The following is a 16,487-nucleotide window of genomic DNA, read 5'->3' as shown; positions in this document are numbered from 1 at the left end:
TGCTGAAGGGTTCGTGAAATGTGGTTCGGTTAGCAGCGGGTGAGCGCGAGCGACAGTTCGGCGTCGATGACGCAGATGCTCGAGTTGTCCACGCGGTCGTGGCTCCGCAGCTCGCCGAGCATCTGTGCCAGGCGGTCCGCGGCGGTGGTGTGTTCGGTCAGCCAGTCGGCGACGGCGTCGGCGGCGGACGTCGCGGGCGAGGCGTCGCGCAACACCAGTCCGATCAGGCCGTGCCAGTGCTCCTGCAGGTTGTCCACGAGGACGGCTCCCGCCATCGCCTCCCAGTAGGCGGTCCCGGTCTCGCCGACGGAGAACCGTTCCGACAGCCAGTCGAGGCCCACCACGCGGCCGAATTCGCGGTACGTCTCGGCGACCTGGGTGATCGGCAGGTCGAGCGACTGCGCGGTGGTCTCCAGGGCGAAGCCCTGCGCCAGGATCCGCAGCGTGCCCAGGTCCTGGGCGGGCGCACCGGTGAGGCGGGGCAGTGCGGCGGCGAGTTCCTGGACCGGCTTCGCGAAGCGCTCGATCAGCTGCTGCGCATCCGTGCCGGCGCTGCGATGCCGCAGCAGCCACGACGTGGTGCGCTCGATCAGGTCCTGGATACCGAAGTGCAGGTTCAGCCGGGTTCGGTGGGATGCGCCGGGCAGGGTGAGGACCTCGTTCCACAGGCGGTCGATGTCGAACACCTGCCGCACCACCGCGTACGCGACGGTGATCTCGGGGGTGCCGACGCCGAGCCGCTCCTCGAGGCGGTGGATCAGGCCGGGACCGACACGGTCGATCATGTCGCCGGCCACGATCACGGCCACGATCTCCCGGGCCAGCCGGTGACCGCTGATCTGCTGGGGGACGCGTTCGCGAATGGACGCCGGGAAGTAGTCGGCGAGAACACCGTCGAACACGGCGTCGTCGAGCACGGGGGAGGCGAGCAGTTCGGTGACGACGAGGTTCTTCGACTGTGCGAGCAGAATCGCGATCTCCGGCCGGACCAGTCCCTGGCCCGCGCGGTGCCGCGCCGACAGTTCCGCCGCCGACGGCAGGACCTCCGCGGCCCGGCTGATCCCGGCGTCCCGCTCGAGGTTCTCGATCAGCCTCTCGTGGCGTCCGAGCAGGAACGGTGCGTGGACCTCGGCGAGGCTGATGGCGAGGGTCTGGGAGGCGGCGTCGGCGAGCACCGATTCGCCGATCTCGTCCTGGACGCGGGCGAGCAGCGTGTTCCGTTCCTCGGCGGGGAGTTCGCCGGCCGCCACGGCCGCGTCCAGCGCGACCTTCAGGTTCACTTCCCGATCCGACGTGGCGACCCCGGTGGCGTTGTCGATGAAGTCGGCATTGATCCGGCCGCCGTTCAGCGCGTACTCGATGCGGGCGCGCTGCGTGAGGCCGAGGTTGCCGCCCTCACCGATCACCGCGGCGCGCACATCGCTCGCCTCCACCCGGACGGCGTCGTTGGCCGGGTCGGCGGCGTCGGCGTGCCCCTCGGCGGAAGCCTTGACGTACGTTCCGATTCCGCCGTTCCACAGCAGATCCACATCCGCGGTCAGCAGCGCCTTCACCACCTCGTGCGGCGGGAGTTCGGTGGCGGTGACGCCGAGGCGTTCACGCACCTGCGGCGACAGCGGGATCTTCTTCGCCGTCCGCGGCCACACGCCGCCGCCCGCCGACACGAGGCTCTGGTCGTAGTCGTCCCAGCTGCTGCCGGGCACGGACGCGAGGCGCTCGCGCTCCCGGTAGGACGCCTCGGAATCCGGTTCGGGATCGAGGAAGATGTGCCGGTGGTCGAACGCGCCGACCAACCGGATGGCGCGGCTGAGCAGCATCCCGTTGCCGAACACGTCGCCGGACATGTCGCCGATGCCGACCACCGTGAACGCGTCGGTGTCGACGTTCTTGCCCATCTCGGCGAAATGCCTGCGGACGGAGACCCATCCGCCGCGCGCCGTGATGCCCATCGCCTTGTGGTCGTAGCCGGCGGAGCCGCCGGACGCGAACGCGTCGCCGAGCCAGAAGCCGCGACGGGTCGCGATGCTGTTGGCCAGGTCGGAGAATCGGGCCGTGCCCTTGTCGGCGGCCACCACCAGATAGGGGTCGGCGTCGTCGTAGATCACCGTGTCGCGGGGGTGGACCACCTCGCCGTCGACGATGTCGTCGGTGACGTCGAGCAGTCCGTCGATGAAACTCGTGTATGCCGCGCGGACCGCGTCGGGCGTCGTCTGGGTGCGCACCACGAACGCGCCCTTCGCGCCCATCGGAACGATCAGCGAGTTCTTCACGTGCTGTGTCTTCATCAGACCCAGAACCTCGGTGCGGAAATCGTCCTTGCGGTCCGACCACCGCAGGCCGCCGCGCGAGACCGGACCGCTGCGGACGTGGCTGCCCTCGACGATCGGCGAGTGCACGAAGATCTCGCGGTACGGGGTCACGGCCGCGGACAGCGACAGCAGCGACGGGTCGATCTTGAACGCGGCGGGGGCGGCGCTGATCGTGCGGTCGTGCTGGAACCAGTTGGTGCGCAGCACCGCCGACGTGAACGACAGCAGGCCGCGGAGCAGACGGTCCTCGTCCAGCGTCGCGGTGCGGTCGATCGCGTCGAGCAGCACGCGCTCCGCGTCCGCGACGGCGCCGTCCCGGTCGGGGCCGGTGACGGCGGGATCGAAACGGGCGATGAACAGGTCGCGGAATCCGCGCACGAAATCACTGTGCCGCAACAGGATCGCCACAATGTTGGGTTCCGACAGTCCCAGCCCCACCTGACGGAGGTAGCGGCAAGCCGCCCGGACCAGGACGGCGTCCGTCCACGTCAGGTTCGCCGCGGCGACGAGGCGGGTGAATCCGTCGACCTCCAGATGTCCGGCGGCCGCGGCCTCGAACGCGTCGGACAGCAGGCCCGGAGTTTCGGCGTCCCAGGCGAAGTCCCCGGTGCTGAAGTCGAACCGGTGGACCAGCGGGCTGCCGGGCTCGCCCGCGAGCAGCTGTTCGTGGGACGCGACCCGCAACCCGAGGTCCGCGAACAGTGCGACCAACTCGGCGAGCAACGGGGTGCCCTGCGGCCAGACCATGACGGCGGCCGGCTCGGGCAGTGCATCCGCGGTGTCGACGAATCGCAGCCGCGGAGTGGTCCCTCCGGACGCCAGGACCGCGCTCGACACGGCGGCCTCGTCCTGGCGTGGACGGGGTGTGTCGGTCGTGCTCGGAATGACACCGGTATAGCTCATCGTGTGGCTCCTGACCCCTGATCTGGCAAACGCGTGACTTGGGAACCAGTGTGTCGAGAAGAGACGCACGCCACATCCGACGAAGTGGAGCGTCGTGCGGCGACGGACGCGACGTTTCGGAGCCGTGAGTACTTGTTAACCGCGGGCGGTTAACAAGTACTCACGGCCAGACGAGAACGCGGACAGCGTGACAGACGGCCTGGAGGAGAGCAGTGGCAACGCAGACGTTGAGGAACCAGTGCTTCACCAGGTCATCCGTTGATCACCCGACGATCGCCGAGCGGCGCCTGCAACGGGACTTCGAGGGTGCCGAACACGGCGACGAGAATGCACATCTTGTCGGCGGCCTCCGGGAGGGTGCCGGTGCGCAGCGAGATCGTGACGGTGGTGTCGGTCTCGGTGACGGTCGCGTCGGCGCCGTAGCACTCCGGGGTCCCGGTGACGAAGTGGATCGCCACCTTGTTGCCTTCCGCGCGGGACCACGACTCGAACGGTGTCGGATTCGCCCGGACGATGTCAGGACGCGACTCGAAGACGGTGCCGAACTCGTCGCCGGGCACCTCGGAGGGAATCGGCATACCCGACGACGGATTGGTCGGGCTGGGATCCACTGCGGACGCGATCTCCGGGGGAATCGTCGGTTCGTCGGTGCTCGAACCGGACCCGCATCCGGCGAGGGCGAGGCAGGCCAGCACTGCGAGGGCGATTACGCGCATATGCCACGGTAACCTCATCCCGCGAGCAGGCCGGAGACCAGCGCAATCCCCGGAATCGCAGCCAACGTGGTGACGAAAGCCGTGTCTCGCGCCAGCACCGTTCCCACCCCGTACCGGCTGGCGTAGACGAAGACGTTCTGGGCCGTGGGCAGCGTCGCCACCACCACGATGGCGAACAGTTCGTGGCCGTCGAGCCCGAGCAGATAGCGCGCCATCAGGTAGGCCAGCACCGGTTGCACCACGATCTTGAGCACCGACGCCAGCGCGACGTCGCGTCGCGGGCTCGTCCCCTTCTCGAGCACCCGCACCCCGTACAGCGAGATGCCGAACGCGAGCAGCGCACCCGGCACCGACGCGCCACCCATGAGCCGGAACGGCTGCATCAGAGCTTCCGGGGGTGTCCAGCCGAGGAGTGCGATCAGCAGTCCCGCGGCACCCGCCACGACGATCGGGTTCTTGAACGGCGCGGTGATCGTGTCGAGCCGCGACGCGCCGCGCCGGAGCGTGGTGACGTCCAGGATGGTGAGGGCGATGGGGGAGTACGCGATGATCTGGAACAGCAGTAGCGGCGCCACGAACGACGCGTCCCCCAGCACGAACACCGCGATGGGAATGCCGAGATTCGCGGAGTTCACGTACGACGCCGACAGTGCGCCGATCGTCAGTTCCGGAAGGGACCTGCGTAGCCACACTCTCGCGACGACCATGTACAGTGCGCCGACCGTCAATGCCGTGACAGCCGCGACGGCCAGAGTGGGCGAGAAGATCACCGAGAGGTCGGACGATGCGAGCGAAACGAACAGCAGCGCCGGTGTGGCGACGAAGAACACCAGCCTGCCCAGGACGGTTTCGCCCTCCGCTCCCAGCGTCCCGCGACGGCCGAGCAGGTAGCCGATGGCGATGATGACGAATATGACGGTGAATCCCGCAACCACTCCCGACACGCTGCGGGGCACCTCCTCGACAGGTAAGCCTCCTGTCGGCAAACCTTCCGAAGTCTAGTGCTCGGCGTTCGGGTGGGTGACAATAGCGTCCGGTCGGGGAGACCATCTGCACGCGCGTTCCGCCGCGCGCGAGGAGCCGCAATGCTGCATCGAACGACCGTCCTCTGTGCGCTGTTCTGCGCGTGGACCCTCGCCTGGGGTGCCGCTCCCGTGGCGTCGGCGCTGGCCCCGCCGTCGAGTGGCGATCCGCAACTGATCGCGCTCACCGGGCAGGTCCTCGGGCGCAGCTACCGCGAGAACGCGAGCGTCGCGTACATCGACGCGTCCGGTACCCGGTTCGCGAATTTCGGGGCCACCGAGGGTACCGACTTCGAGATCGGTTCCGTCACCAAGACGTTCACCGCGGAACTGTTCGTCGACGCCGTCGCCCGGGGTGAGGTGCGCGAGGACACGAAGGTCGGAGATGTGCTGCCGTTGCAGGGCGCACCGGTCGGCGACGTGACGCTGCTCGAGCTGGCGTCCCACACGTCCGGGCTGGCGCAGTTCCCGATGAGCACCGATACCGTGGTGGCCGTCGGGCACTGGGTGGTCGCGTCCAACCCGTTCGCGTACGACCGGGACACCCTGCTGCAGCAACTGCAGTCGGCGCCCCTCACGACCCGCGGCACGTACTCGTACTCGACCGTCGGCTTCGCGCTGCTCGGCCAGGCGCTGGCCGCGGCAGCGCACACGGACTACCCGTCGCTGCTCCGCGAGCGCATGCTCGTCCCCCTCGGACTGTCGCAGTCGTGGATGCCGCTCACCGCCGCCGACCTGCCGCCGAACATCACCCGCGGATTCGACGTCCTGCACCGGTCGCAGGACCCGTGGCCGCTGGACGCCTACGCCCCGGCCGGCGGGTTGCGGTCCACCGCGAACGACATGTCGACGTACGTCCGGGCGCTCCTCGACGGGACTGTCCCCGGCGCCGCGGCGATGGACCCGCGGTGGATCGGCGACAACTACCGCGCGCTGACGTGGTCGATCGTCCCGTTCGAAGGTCGCGACTACACGCTGCACGGCGGCGCGACCGGTGGTTTCCAGTGCACGGTCGTGCTCGACCGGGAGAACGACCGCGGACTCGTCATCCTCACCGACACCATCGGCGGACTCGAGCAGCAGGGTCTGGAGATCCTCGCCCACACTCCCATGTGAGTGTTTTCGCGTCCCGGGGCACACATTGTCACTCACGTGTCCAGGTACCCCCGCTGGGTATGTCCGGTTACAGTGGTCGTGTGGAGACGGCATCCGGGCGGAGGCGCACAGTCGTGGCGCGTGCCGCGCTGCTGGTCGCCGTCGCCGCCGGGGTGCTCCTCATGCACAGCCTGATCGCGCCGACCGCGATCGCCGCGGCACACGAGCAGCCCTCGGTCGCCGCGTCCCACTCCGAAGACCCCCACGGTTGCGGCGGGGACGGCTGCGAGCAACCCCATGTGACCGGACATCAGTGTGCCGGTGTGATCGTGGTGATCGCCGCGCTGACGTCGGTGATGTTGCTGTGGTGGCATTCCGTGGATCCCGCCGCGCGACGGTCGCGGGTGAGCGCCGACCGTGTGCGGTCGGGACGCGGACCACCACCGTGGACGGTGCTGTCGTTGGCGGAACTCTCGATTCTGCGGGTGTGACAGGGAGCCCGGGGCGTGTGCCCCGGCGGATCCGACTGTCATTTCCCGAATCGACCTCGAGGAGTTCCTCATGCGTACCACCATCACTGCCCTGATCGCCGCCGCGGCAGGCGCGGCTCTCGTCCTGACCGGCTGCGGCACCGACTCGGCAGGCACCTCGTCGACGTCCGGCGCCTCGACGTCCGCGGTCGAATCGCAGGCGCAGTTCAACGACGCCGATGTCGTGTTCCTGGAAGGGATGTACCCGCATCACGCGCTGGCGGTGCAGATGGCCGACATGGTCGCCGGCCACACCGACAACGCCGACGTGGTCGCTCTCGCCGCCGCGATCAAGGCGGCGCAGCAACCCGAGATGGACCGGATGACCACCTGGCTCCAGCAGTGGGGGCAACCGGTTCCGACGCCCGACATGTCCGGCATGCATGGCATGAACCACGGTGCCGGCATGATGTCGGCCGATCAGATGGACGCCCTGACGGCACTGTCGGGCACGGAGTTCGACCGGCAATGGCTGACCAGGATGATCGAGCACCACGAGGGCGCGATCGACATGGCGAACACCGAACTGGCCGACGGTGAGAACCCGGAGGCCAGGCAGATGGCCACCGACATCGTGACCGCCCAGCAGAAGGAGATCGCCGACATGCAGGCCGCGCTCGGCTGACCGGAATGACGAAAAGGCCGCGTAATCCGAGGATTACGCGGCCTTTTCGGTGCCTACGTGAGTTACCGGCTCGTGAAGGGCAGCAGAGCCATCTCGCGAGCGTTCTTGACGGCGACGGCAACCTGACGCTGCTGCTGCGGGGTCAGGCCCGTGACGCGGCGGCTACGGATCTTGCCGCGGTCCGAGATGAACGTGCGGAGGAGGTTGATGTCCTTGTAATCGACGTACTCGATCTTGGCCGCGAACAACGGGTTCTTCTTGGGCTTGCGGCCCTCGACGGGACGCGGCTTCTTCGACGGTGCTCTCTTGACTGCCATCTGTTTCCTTTACCAGCTCGACTTGTGGACGCCTGGCAGCTCCCCGCGGTGCGCCATCTCGCGAACACGCACGCGAGAGAGCCCGAACTTCCTCAGGTGGCCGCGCGGACGTCCATCCGCAGCGTCTCGATTGCGCAATCGTACCGGACTCGCGTCGCGGGGTAGACGCTGCAGTGCCGCCCGGGCCTCCGCGCGCTCGTCTTCGCTGCTCGACGGACGGCGGATGGTCTCCTTCAGCTCCGCGCGGCGCTCCGCCCAGCGTGCCACGACGATCTTGCGCTGCTCGTTCTTCGCGATCTTCGACGTCTTGGCCATGTGCGGTGTCTTCTACTTCTCTTCTCGGAAATCGACGTGCTTCCGCACGACCGGGTCGTACTTCTTCATCACCAGACGATCGGGGTCGTTGCGGCGGTTCTTGCGTGTCACGTACGTGTATCCGGTACCTGCCGTCGACTTCAGCTTCACGATCGGGCGGATCTCGTTGCGGGCGGCCATCAGATCTTCTCCCCACGGGCGCGGATCCGGGCGACGACGGCCTCGATACCGTCGCGGTCGATGGTCTTGATGCCCTTGGTGGAGAGCGTGAGGGTCACCCGCCTGCCCTCACTGGGCAGGAGATACGTCTTCTTCTGGATGTTCGGATCCCAGCGCCGGTTGGTGCGCTTGTGGGAGTGCGACACGGACTTGCCGAATCCTGGCTGGCGTCCGGTCACCTGGCAGTTGGCCGACATGGGCGTTCCTCCCTGTACCCCTCGCAAGAGGTTATGACAATCATTTTCGACAATGGCGAGATTCCAATGTAGCGTTCTGTCCACGTAATGACAATCGTTATCGAAAGGGTGCTCGTGAGTGAGATACTCGACGGCCGGACGCCGCTGATCCTGGTTTCCGGCTGGAACGGCCCCACCGAGGACGCGGCGCGGTCGCTGCTCCGCGACGGCACCGTCGTCGTGCATCACGACCTCGACCTCGTGCACGAAGGCGTCGTGCGCCGCACCGTCACCACGCTGGAGTCGGGGGCGCCGCGCGAGCGCCTCGGCATCCTCGAACTGGCGCACGGCTGCATCTCCTGCACGCTGCGCGAGGACCTTCTCCCGCTGCTCCGCCGCCTGCACACCCGCAGTTCGGCGCAGCGCATCGTGCTGCACCTCGACCGCCGGCTCGAACCCGAGGCGGTGTGCTGGGCGGTCGAGCACGTGGCGGTGTCCGGTGTGGTGGGCCAGATCGACGGCCCGGCATCGCGGGACGTGCGCGTCGACGGCGTCGTCACCTGCGTCGACGCGGAATCGTGGCTGGCCGACGCCACCGGCGACGAAGCACTGGACGACGACCGCACCGTCGCGCAGGTCGCGGTCGGGCAGGTGGACTTCGCCGACGCCCTGGTGGTGTCGGGCAGTGCCGGCGACGGCTGGCAGCAGGCCCGGCTCCACGCCGTCCTGGCCCGGCTGGCACCCGGCGCGCCGATCATCTGGGACGGGGACGCGCCCGACGTCGAACGCCTGCTCCGCGACATCCCGGCCGGCGCCCGGCGCGGTGAGCCGTCCCACGCCCACTCACCGCTGCTGCGCGGGCAGCCGCCGCTGTCCCACGACTGCGGCGTCATGCTCGTCGAGTTCACCGCCACCCGGCCGTTCCATCCGGAACGACTGCACGAGGCCGTCGACGTGCTCCTCGACGGGGTCGTCACGTCTCGAGGCCGCGTCTGGGTCGCGACGCAACCGGACGAGGCACTGTGGCTCGAGTCGGCCGGTGGGGGACTGCGGGTGGCCAGTGCCGACCGCTGGCTGGCCGCGATGACCCCGGAGGAACAGGAACAGGTCGGGGTCGCGCGCCGCGCGATGGCCGCGCTGTGCTGGGACGAGCACTTCGGCGACCGGCACACGTCGATGGTGGTGCTGGTGCATGCGGCCGACCCCACCCAGATCGACCGCACGCTGCAGTGGGCGCTCGTCACCGACGACGAACTCGCGGACGAAGCCGCCTGGCAGTCGTGGCCCGACCCGTTCGGGCAGTTCCACGAAGACCCCTGCGAGAGCAGCGAATCACCCTACGCAGAACCCGAATCGAGAAAGGGACACGAATGAAGGCGAACATCCACCCCGACTACCACCCCGTGGTGTTCCAGGACGCGAGCACCGGAACCACGTTTCTCACGCGGTCGACGGTGACCAGCGACCGCACCGCCCTGTGGGCGGACGGCAACACCTATCCGCTGGTGGTCGTGGACGTGACCAGCAAGTCGCACCCGTTCTGGACCGGCGCGCAGCGCGTGATGGACACCGCGGGCCGCGTCGAGAAGTTCGAACGCCGCTACGGAGTGCGCAACCGCCCGTGAGTACTTGTTAACCGCGGGCGGTTAACAAGTACTCACGGGTCGACGACGAAGGAGGAGACACACCATGGCAGTACCGAAACGCAGAATGTCGCGGTCCAATACGCGCAGCCGCAGATCGCAGTGGAAGGCCCAGGCACCCGACCTCGTCGAGGTGACAGTGGGCAGCGCGACGCATCGCGTGCCGCGCCGGCTGGTGAAGGCCGTGAGGCTGGGATTGGTGGACCCGGCCGGGAAGTGACGCTCCCCGTGCGAACCTTGGCGGGTGCTGCTGTACATCCTGGAACTGGTGGGCATCGCGGTGTTCGCGGCCTCGGGCGCCCTGGTGGGGGTGACGAAGCGCCTCGACATCTTCGGTGTGTGCGTGGTCGGTGTCTTCACCGCTCTCGGTGGCGGCATCGTCCGCGACGTCCTGCTGGGCATCCATCCGCCGACGTCGCTGGGTAGCTGGCCGAACCTCGGCACGTCGTTCGGCATGTCGTTGCTGGTGTTCTTCCTGCACTCGACTGTCGGGCGACTCCGCCGGGAGATCCTGGTGCTCGACGCTCTGGGCATGGGCCTGTTCGCGAGCACGGGCGCGGTGATCGCGCTCGACCACGGGGCGAGCCCACTCGCGTCGTGTCTCATCGGCGGGACGGCGGCGATCGGCGGCGGGATCCTGCGCGACGTGCTGGTGAACGAGGTCCCGTTGCTGCTGCAGCGGGACTTCTACGCGGTTCCGGCGCTGCTCGGTTCGGCGCTGGTGGTCGTGGTGAGCGAGTGGGGTTCGGGCACCGACGTGGCGCTGGTGGTGGGAACCGTGTTCGCGTCGGCGCTCCGGGTGCTGGCGCTGTGGCGGAACTGGGGTCTGCCGGGTCCACGGGTCCTCGAGTGACCGCCGCCAGGGCACTTCGATGATCCCTTCTCAGACATATCTCAGTTGATCGGGCCAAACTGTCGAGTATGCGCATTTTGGTGGTCGACGACGATCGCGCCGTGAGGGAGTCCTTACGGCGGTCCCTCAGCTTCAACGGGTACTCGGTGGAACTGGCCGTCGACGGTATCGATGCTCTCGAGAAAGTGGCGAACGCGCGCCCCGACGCGCTCGTGCTCGATGTGATGATGCCGCGCCTGGACGGTCTCGAGGTGTGCCGACGGCTGCGGAGTACCGGCGACGACCTGCCGATTCTCGTCCTCACGGCGCGCGACTCCGTGTCGGAGCGGGTGTCGGGACTGGACGCCGGAGCCGACGACTACCTGCCGAAACCCTTCGCCCTGGAGGAGTTGCTGGCCCGGCTGCGCGCACTGCTGCGCCGCGCCGCGCCGGAGCCGGGCATCGACTCGGAGAAGATGACGTTCGAGGACCTCACGCTCGACCCGGTCACCCGCGAGGTGACGCGTGGCGAGCGGTCCATCAGCCTCACCCGCACCGAGTTCTCGCTCCTCGAGATGCTGATGGCCAACCCGCGCCGGGTGCTGACCCGCGGCCGCATCCTCGAGGAGGTGTGGGGTTACGACTTCCCGACGTCCGGCAACGCGCTGGAGGTCTACGTCGGGTATCTGCGCCGCAAGACGGAGGCGGACGGCGAGACCCGCCTGCTGCACACTGTCCGCGGAGTCGGCTACGTGCTGCGGGAGACTCCTCCGTGATGGCAGTTCCGTTCCACAAGACCGCCGACAAGTCGGGGTCGGCGAAGCACGACTCGCACCACGTTTCCCGGCACCCCACTGGCCCGATCCCGTTACCGCCCGAGATGCGACCTCCGATGCCGTTGACGCGGTCGGTGTCGTTGCGGTGGCGGGTGACGTTGCTCGCCGCGTCCGTGGTGGCCATCGCGGTGGCCGTCATGGCGATCGCGGCGTACGCCGTGGTCTCGCGGGCGCTGTACGCGGATGTCGACAACCAGTTGCGCACCCGCGCGTCGGCGCTCATCGACAGCAATCTCGTGACGTTCGATCCGCGCTACATCGCGGGCGCGACGCTGTACACGACGGACATCAGTGTGGCGCTGATCTTCCCGGACCTCGACACGTACACTCCGCCGGGGTCGAGTGTCCCCATCGGTGAACCCGAACTGTCCGTGGCCCGCGGCGAGCGCGACACGTCGTTGCGTACGGCGGACAATCAGCGGGTGCTGGCCGAGCGCACCCAGGACGGCAGCACCCTGGTGATCGCGCAGCGCCTGGCGCCGACGGGCGCCGTGCTCGACCGGCTCGCCTGGGTGCTGTTCATCGTCGGCGGGTGCGGAGTGGTCCTCGCGGCCGCCGCCGGAACGACGGTGGGGCGCACCGGTCTGCGTCCGATCGCCCGGCTCACTGCCGCCACGGAACGGGTGGCTCGGACCGACGACCTGACGCCCATGCCGGTGACGGGCAACGACGAACTCGCCCGGCTCACCGAGAGTTTCAACACGATGCTGAGGGCGCTCGCGGAATCGCGGGAGCGGCAGAGTCGGCTCGTCGCCGACGCCGGACACGAACTGCGGACGCCGCTCACGTCGTTGCGCACCAACATGGAGTTGCTGATCGCGTCGAGTCGTCCTGGCGCACCGCACATTCCGGACGAGGACATGGCCGAACTGCGCACCGACGTGGTGGCGCAGATCGAGGAACTCTCGCAGCTGGTGGGCGACCTCGTCGATCTCGCCCGCGAGGACGCACCGGAGACCGTTTTCGAGAGAGTCGATCTCAGCGAAGTGGTGGATCGCAGTCTCGAGCGGGCACGCCGCCGGCGCAACGAGATCGACTTCACCGCCGTCACCGTTCCCTGGTTCGTCTACGGCGACCACGCGGGACTGTCGCGGGCGGTGCTCAACGTGCTCGACAACGCGGCCAAGTGGAGTCCCACCGGTGAGCAGGTGCGTGTGGCGATGAAGCCGGCAGGCGAAGGACTTCTCGAGCTGACGGTCGACGACGCGGGCCCGGGCATTCCGGAGGAGGATCGGGAGCTGGTGTTCGACCGCTTCTACCGGTCGACGGCGTCGCGCTCGATGCCCGGCTCCGGGCTGGGTCTGGCGATCGTCAGGCAGGTGGTGGTCAAGCACGGCGGCACGATCGCCGTCGACGTTTCCGAACGGGGCGGTGCGCTCATCCGGATCGTCCTTCCGGGTGAACCCGGAGCGGAATAGTCTCAGGGTCTCGGCTTACTCAAAGGCCGGTCTCAGGACCTTCTCAGTCCCACCGGGCACTCTCGTAGACAGAGACGGTGCGACTGCCCCTGCGGGCGGTCGCGGGAGATGGAAGTGATGCGATGACCGAAGATCGAAACAGCCACGACGGCAACAGCCGCGACAATGCGGGTGGTGACCAGGGCGCGCGCCCCGATCAGCCTGCCCACCCGCAGGCGGCGCCGGGTCACCACCCGACCGAGCAGTTTCCGGCCGTACCGCAGCACCCCACGGGCGGTCCGATGGGTCAGCAGGCTTACGGCGCCGGGTACCCCCAGGGCAACCCGTACGGTGTGCCGCACCAGCCCACACAGCAGTTCGGGCAGCCTCAGCACGGCGCTCCGGGACACCCGGGTGCCCAGCACGCGGCCGGGCAGCACGGGGCGCCTCAGGGCCCGTTCCCCGGCCTTCAGGGCCCCGGGCAGGCCGGGGAGGGGTCGACGGCGACCGCGACCAAGCGTCCCGCCCGCACCGCCATCGTGGTGGGCGCTGTGGCGCTCGCTCTCGTGAGCGGCGGTATCGGTGGCGTCGTGGGCTCCCTGGCAACCGAACGGAACGGCAGCGGCGCCGCGGTGACCAACTCCCTCGACGCCCCCAAGAACAACACCGCGACCCCGGCCGCGAACGCACCGGCAGGTTCGGTGCAGGCGGTCGCGAACAAGGTGGTCCCGAGCGTCGTCCAGATCGAGGTGGCGACGGCAGGCGGTTCGGGTGGAGAAGGATCCGGCATCGTCATCTCGTCCGACGGCATGATCCTCACCAACAATCACGTGGCAGGCGCGGCCGCGAAGGGCGGCAAGCTGACCGTCGCCTTCTCGGACGGCAGCACGGCGGACGCCAAGCTGGTCGGCGCCGACCCGGTGTCCGATCTCGCGGTCATCAAGGTGGACGGCAAGACCGATCTCACTCCGATCGAGCTGGGAACGTCCGGCAACGTCCAGGTCGGGCAACAGGTCGTTGCGATCGGGTCGCCCCTCGGCCTGGCCGGGACCGTCACCGAGGGCATCATCTCGGCGCTCAATCGCCCGGTGTCCACCAGTGGTGAGTCCGGCAACCAGAACACCGTCATCGACGCCCTCCAGACGGATGCGGCGATCAACCCGGGCAACTCGGGCGGCGCCCTCGTCAACATGGACGGCCAGCTGATCGGCATCAACACCGCCATCGCGAGTATCGGCGGTTCGGGTGCGGGCGAGCAGAGCGGATCCATCGGACTCGGCTTCGCGATCCCGGTCGACCAGGCCCGGCGCATCGCGGACGAGCTGGTCAAGACAGGCAAGGCCACCCAGGCCGTCATCGGGATCCAGGTCCCGTCGCAAGACGCCGCCAACGGTGCCACCGTCGTCGAGGTCACGTCGGGCAGCCCGGCGGAGAAGGCGGGAATTCCGAAGGGGTCGGTGATCACCAAGGTCGACGACCGCGTCATCACCAGTGGCGACGCGCTCATCGCCGCCATCCGCTCACACGCACCGGGAGACAATGTGTCCATCACCTACACCGACGGGAACGGATCCAATTCCAAGACCGTCGACGTCACGCTCGGAACCGCCGAACAGGGTGGCCGCTGATGAACGCGGGCATTCTCGGGCAGGTCGAGTCCGTTCTGAACGGGGCCACTACGGTAGGGACCATGGATATCGAAGCCTCGCTGGCCGGCCGCGCGCTGGTGGTAATCGTCGACGACCGCACCGCTCACGGTGACGGCAAGGACTCCATCGGGCCCCTGGTGACAGAACTGCTGAACGAGGCCGGCTTCATCGTCGACGCCATCGTGGCGGTGGCGGCCGACGAGGTGGAGATCCGCAACGCGCTCAACACCGCCGTCATCGGCGGCGTCGACCTCGTCGTCTCGGTCGGCGGTACCGGCGTGTCGCCGCGCGACGTCGCCCCCGACGTCACGGCCGAGGTCCTCGACCGCGAGATTCCGGGAATCTCGGAGGCCCTCCGGTCTTCGGGTCTCGCCGCCGGTTCGCTGGACGCGGGCCTTTCCCGCGGGCTCGCCGGAGTGTCCGGCAGCACGCTCGTGGTAAACCTCGCTTCCTCCCGCGCCGCGGTCCGGGACGGCATGGCCACCCTGACGCCGCTCGCGGCGCACGTGATTTCCGAATTGTCCGGTCTGGAAGGCTGAGACGATTTCTCGTTCCGACGAGCCGGACTCGCCAAGCGAGACCGACGAGCAGGCAGTTCCGAGCCGGGCCCCGATCGACAAGGCCCGGCTCGAACGCATCTTCGGGGACGTCTTCCCCGACACCACCGCGGACGAACGCGGACAGGACGAGGCGTCTCAGTATGTGGACAAACGCAACGAGTCCGAGGAGTGGATTCGGCGTCAGGTTCCCCCTCATCACGGGTAGACGCGTGATTGAAATCTGGATGAATCTAAGTGTTGTCGAAAGTAACGGAAAAAATCGCGCCCGGAAAACCACTGGTACGGCCGCTTTCGTTCACGCGACCCAAAAGCGGGGCTACCCGTAGGTAACGTTTCGTTTTCAACTTTGTGAGGCACATCACAATTGCGTCACGAGCTGATCACGTTGCCCAGGTTCTTAGCTCGGGTTAATGTCCCTGACGAGTCAGTACGAAGATGGAGGGCGGGGCGTGGTGCCACGTCGTCGCCCGGACGAGCCTCCTTGTGAGGTTTGTCTCTAGTGTCGAAATTCCGGCAACTGGTCGTCCGCAGTTCACGCTGCGGACACCTTTGCTGCGAATACTGCGCTGGGCCCGAAATGGACCACTCCTCAGCTTCGATCGTCGGGGCTGGGAACCTGCACGAATCCTGATGAGGGGAACGAATGAGCGAGAACCGCAAGTCCGGCCTGCGCCGTGGCGCCCGTATTGCAGGCCTGGGTGCTGCTGCGGCTGTTGCACTCGGTTTGATGTCCACTGGTGCGGCGAGCGCGGATACTTTCATCCCGCTGCCTGATGGTTCGAAGGCCGGTCCGAATGCGACGTTGACGCGTACTGCGGAGAGCGCTCTGTCGTCGCCGTCGTTGGCTGCCAATGGCGCCGGTCGTGTGGCGTGGGTGTCGGGAACTGTGACTGCTGATGTCAAGGGCATCAAGGAGGTCACCGAGGTTCCGGAGGCGAACAGCACGACGAACAATGCGGGTACCTACAACGGTACGAATGCGTCGACGACGCATGGTGTTTCGCGTGTGACGACCGGGTACATCGTGGGTTGCCAGGTGGACATCACCGGTCTGTCGGCGAAGCCGTCGTTCAGCATGGACATGAGCACGACGGCCACTGGTCTGGGCCTGACGGTGCCGTTGAACTCGGGTGAGATCAAGTACGTGCCGGTTGCTTCGAAGGACATCAAGAAGGACGGCGTGTACGCGCTGCAGTACCAGGATGCGGAGTTGCAGGTGCAGAAGTGCGGTGGTTTCGCGCAGGCTCGGTCGTACTCGGTCGTGGAGATCGTGGGTAACGACTACTCGAAGACCGTTCTGTACGGTGCGCCGTTCAGCATCGGCTGATTTCGGTCTCTTTCGC

General features: G+C 67.9%; 19 protein-coding genes. 12 read left to right on the top strand and 7 right to left on the bottom strand.

Annotated elements, in window-relative coordinates:
- Positions 1–29: 29 nt before the first annotated feature.
- From GO592_RS21715 to GO592_RS21705, 3 genes are all read right to left on the bottom strand, one after another.
- Positions 30–3,212, bottom strand: a complete 3,183-nt coding sequence (locus GO592_RS21715; RefSeq protein WP_007301184.1) for an NAD-glutamate dehydrogenase domain-containing protein — start codon at positions 3,210–3,212, stop codon at positions 30–32.
- A 251-nt stretch (positions 3,213–3,463) separates the two neighbouring features.
- A complete protein-coding gene (locus GO592_RS21710) occupies positions 3,464–3,928 on the bottom strand; it encodes a hypothetical protein (protein WP_007301185.1) in 465 nt (154 codons plus the stop codon).
- A gap of 14 nt (positions 3,929–3,942) precedes the next feature.
- On the bottom strand, positions 3,943–4,872 hold the full coding sequence (locus GO592_RS21705; protein WP_039952986.1) for an AEC family transporter: 930 nt from the start codon (positions 4,870–4,872) through the stop codon (positions 3,943–3,945).
- Positions 4,873–5,013: 141 nt separating this feature from the next.
- On the opposite strand from GO592_RS21705, the gene GO592_RS21700 reads away from it, so the two are divergent.
- The 3 genes from GO592_RS21700 (at position 5,014) to GO592_RS21690 (ending at position 7,200) form a co-directional block, all read left to right on the top strand.
- On the top strand, positions 5,014–6,066 hold the full coding sequence (locus GO592_RS21700; RefSeq protein WP_007301187.1) for a serine hydrolase domain-containing protein: 1,053 nt from the start codon (positions 5,014–5,016) through the stop codon (positions 6,064–6,066).
- Between the two features lie 80 nt (positions 6,067–6,146).
- On the top strand, positions 6,147–6,536 hold the full coding sequence (locus GO592_RS21695) for a DUF6153 family protein (protein WP_237720637.1): 390 nt from the start codon (positions 6,147–6,149) through the stop codon (positions 6,534–6,536).
- A 70-nt stretch (positions 6,537–6,606) separates the two neighbouring features.
- Positions 6,607–7,200: a DUF305 domain-containing protein gene (locus tag GO592_RS21690; protein ID WP_007301189.1), complete on the top strand. Its 594-nt coding sequence runs from the start codon at positions 6,607–6,609 to the stop codon at positions 7,198–7,200.
- 62 nt (positions 7,201–7,262) lie between these two features.
- Here GO592_RS21690 and rpsR read toward each other — a convergent pair whose 3' ends face one another.
- From rpsR to rpmB, 4 genes are read right to left on the bottom strand one after another with little or no spacing between them, the layout of a single operon-like run.
- On the bottom strand, positions 7,263–7,517 hold the full coding sequence (rpsR, locus tag GO592_RS21685) for a 30S ribosomal protein S18 (RefSeq protein ID WP_005238639.1): 255 nt from the start codon (positions 7,515–7,517) through the stop codon (positions 7,263–7,265).
- 9 nt (positions 7,518–7,526) lie between these two features.
- Positions 7,527–7,832: a 30S ribosomal protein S14 gene (rpsN, locus tag GO592_RS21680; protein ID WP_007301190.1), complete on the bottom strand. Its 306-nt coding sequence runs from the start codon at positions 7,830–7,832 to the stop codon at positions 7,527–7,529.
- 12 nt (positions 7,833–7,844) lie between these two features.
- On the bottom strand, positions 7,845–8,012 hold the full coding sequence (gene rpmG / locus GO592_RS21675) for a 50S ribosomal protein L33 (RefSeq protein WP_005238642.1): 168 nt from the start codon (positions 8,010–8,012) through the stop codon (positions 7,845–7,847).
- Positions 8,012–8,248: a 50S ribosomal protein L28 gene (gene rpmB / locus GO592_RS21670; protein WP_007301191.1), complete on the bottom strand. Its 237-nt coding sequence runs from the start codon at positions 8,246–8,248 to the stop codon at positions 8,012–8,014. Before rpmB ends, rpmG begins: the two co-directional genes overlap by 1 nt.
- 87 nt (positions 8,249–8,335) lie before the next feature.
- Here rpmB and mrf point away from each other — a divergent pair, with 87 nt between their 5' ends.
- The 9 genes from mrf (at position 8,336) to GO592_RS21625 (ending at position 16,471) form a co-directional block, all read left to right on the top strand.
- Positions 8,336–9,601 carry a ribosome hibernation factor-recruiting GTPase MRF gene (mrf, locus tag GO592_RS21665; RefSeq protein ID WP_050998713.1) on the top strand — a complete coding sequence of 422 codons (1,266 nt, stop codon included), beginning with the start codon at positions 8,336–8,338 and terminating at the stop codon, positions 9,599–9,601.
- Positions 9,598–9,852 carry a type B 50S ribosomal protein L31 gene (locus GO592_RS21660; protein WP_007301193.1) on the top strand — a complete coding sequence of 85 codons (255 nt, stop codon included), beginning with the start codon at positions 9,598–9,600 and terminating at the stop codon, positions 9,850–9,852. Before mrf ends, GO592_RS21660 begins: the two co-directional genes overlap by 4 nt.
- Positions 9,853–9,916: 64 nt before the next feature.
- Positions 9,917–10,090 carry a 50S ribosomal protein L32 gene (gene rpmF, locus GO592_RS21655; protein WP_007301194.1) on the top strand — a complete coding sequence of 58 codons (174 nt, stop codon included), beginning with the start codon at positions 9,917–9,919 and terminating at the stop codon, positions 10,088–10,090.
- A gap of 24 nt (positions 10,091–10,114) precedes the next feature.
- Positions 10,115–10,723: a trimeric intracellular cation channel family protein gene (locus GO592_RS21650; RefSeq protein ID WP_005238652.1), complete on the top strand. Its 609-nt coding sequence runs from the start codon at positions 10,115–10,117 to the stop codon at positions 10,721–10,723.
- 68 nt (positions 10,724–10,791) lie between these two features.
- A complete protein-coding gene (locus GO592_RS21645) occupies positions 10,792–11,478 on the top strand; it encodes a response regulator transcription factor (protein ID WP_005238656.1) in 687 nt (228 codons plus the stop codon).
- On the top strand, positions 11,478–12,956 hold the full coding sequence (locus GO592_RS21640; protein ID WP_007301195.1) for a sensor histidine kinase: 1,479 nt from the start codon (positions 11,478–11,480) through the stop codon (positions 12,954–12,956). The genes GO592_RS21645 and GO592_RS21640 overlap by 1 nt, the downstream gene beginning before the upstream one ends.
- Before the next feature lie 122 nt (positions 12,957–13,078).
- The gene (locus tag GO592_RS21635; RefSeq protein WP_007301196.1) at positions 13,079–14,563 is read left to right on the top strand and encodes a trypsin-like peptidase domain-containing protein; all 1,485 of its coding nucleotides are present in this window, start codon (positions 13,079–13,081) and stop codon (positions 14,561–14,563) included.
- On the top strand, positions 14,563–15,123 hold the full coding sequence (locus tag GO592_RS21630; protein WP_005259905.1) for a MogA/MoaB family molybdenum cofactor biosynthesis protein: 561 nt from the start codon (positions 14,563–14,565) through the stop codon (positions 15,121–15,123). Before GO592_RS21635 ends, GO592_RS21630 begins: the two co-directional genes overlap by 1 nt.
- Positions 15,124–15,787: 664 nt before the next feature.
- On the top strand, positions 15,788–16,471 hold the full coding sequence (locus tag GO592_RS21625; RefSeq protein ID WP_202714958.1) for an MspA family porin: 684 nt from the start codon (positions 15,788–15,790) through the stop codon (positions 16,469–16,471).
- Positions 16,472–16,487: the final 16 nt, after the last annotated feature.

Source organism: Rhodococcus sp. 21391 (assembly GCF_016772255.1).
In the GTDB taxonomy this organism is placed as follows: domain Bacteria; phylum Actinomycetota; class Actinomycetes; order Mycobacteriales; family Mycobacteriaceae; genus Rhodococcus_F; species Rhodococcus_F opacus.
Note: the sequence above shows the minus strand (reverse complement) of the source record. Positions and strands in the feature narration are given on the sequence as shown.

Excerpts from the sequence above, each read along its gene's own strand:
- rpsR (WP_005238639.1), bottom strand. The coding sequence starts at position 7,517 with ATGGCAGTCAAGAGAGCACCGTCGAAGAAGCCGCGTCCCGTCGAGGGC.
- rpsN (WP_007301190.1), bottom strand. The coding sequence starts at position 7,832 with ATGGCCAAGACGTCGAAGATCGCGAAGAACGAGCAGCGCAAGATCGTC.
- GO592_RS21700 (WP_007301187.1), top strand. The coding sequence starts at position 5,014 with ATGCTGCATCGAACGACCGTCCTCTGTGCGCTGTTCTGCGCGTGGACC.
- GO592_RS21640 (WP_007301195.1), top strand. The coding sequence starts at position 11,478 with ATGGCAGTTCCGTTCCACAAGACCGCCGACAAGTCGGGGTCGGCGAAG.
- GO592_RS21690 (WP_007301189.1), top strand. The coding sequence starts at position 6,607 with ATGCGTACCACCATCACTGCCCTGATCGCCGCCGCGGCAGGCGCGGCT.
- GO592_RS21660 (WP_007301193.1), top strand. The coding sequence starts at position 9,598 with ATGAAGGCGAACATCCACCCCGACTACCACCCCGTGGTGTTCCAGGAC.
- GO592_RS21630 (WP_005259905.1), top strand. The coding sequence starts at position 14,563 with ATGAACGCGGGCATTCTCGGGCAGGTCGAGTCCGTTCTGAACGGGGCC.
- GO592_RS21625 (WP_202714958.1), top strand. The coding sequence starts at position 15,788 with ATGAGCGAGAACCGCAAGTCCGGCCTGCGCCGTGGCGCCCGTATTGCA.
- rpmF (WP_007301194.1), top strand. The coding sequence starts at position 9,917 with ATGGCAGTACCGAAACGCAGAATGTCGCGGTCCAATACGCGCAGCCGC.
- mrf (WP_050998713.1), top strand. The coding sequence starts at position 8,336 with ATGACAATCGTTATCGAAAGGGTGCTCGTGAGTGAGATACTCGACGGC.
- GO592_RS21715 (WP_007301184.1), bottom strand. The coding sequence starts at position 3,212 with ATGAGCTATACCGGTGTCATTCCGAGCACGACCGACACACCCCGTCCA.
- GO592_RS21635 (WP_007301196.1), top strand. The coding sequence starts at position 13,079 with ATGACCGAAGATCGAAACAGCCACGACGGCAACAGCCGCGACAATGCG.
- GO592_RS21710 (WP_007301185.1), bottom strand. The coding sequence starts at position 3,928 with ATGCGCGTAATCGCCCTCGCAGTGCTGGCCTGCCTCGCCCTCGCCGGA.
- rpmB (WP_007301191.1), bottom strand. The coding sequence starts at position 8,248 with ATGTCGGCCAACTGCCAGGTGACCGGACGCCAGCCAGGATTCGGCAAG.
- GO592_RS21645 (WP_005238656.1), top strand. The coding sequence starts at position 10,792 with ATGCGCATTTTGGTGGTCGACGACGATCGCGCCGTGAGGGAGTCCTTA.
- rpmG (WP_005238642.1), bottom strand. The coding sequence starts at position 8,012 with ATGGCCGCCCGCAACGAGATCCGCCCGATCGTGAAGCTGAAGTCGACG.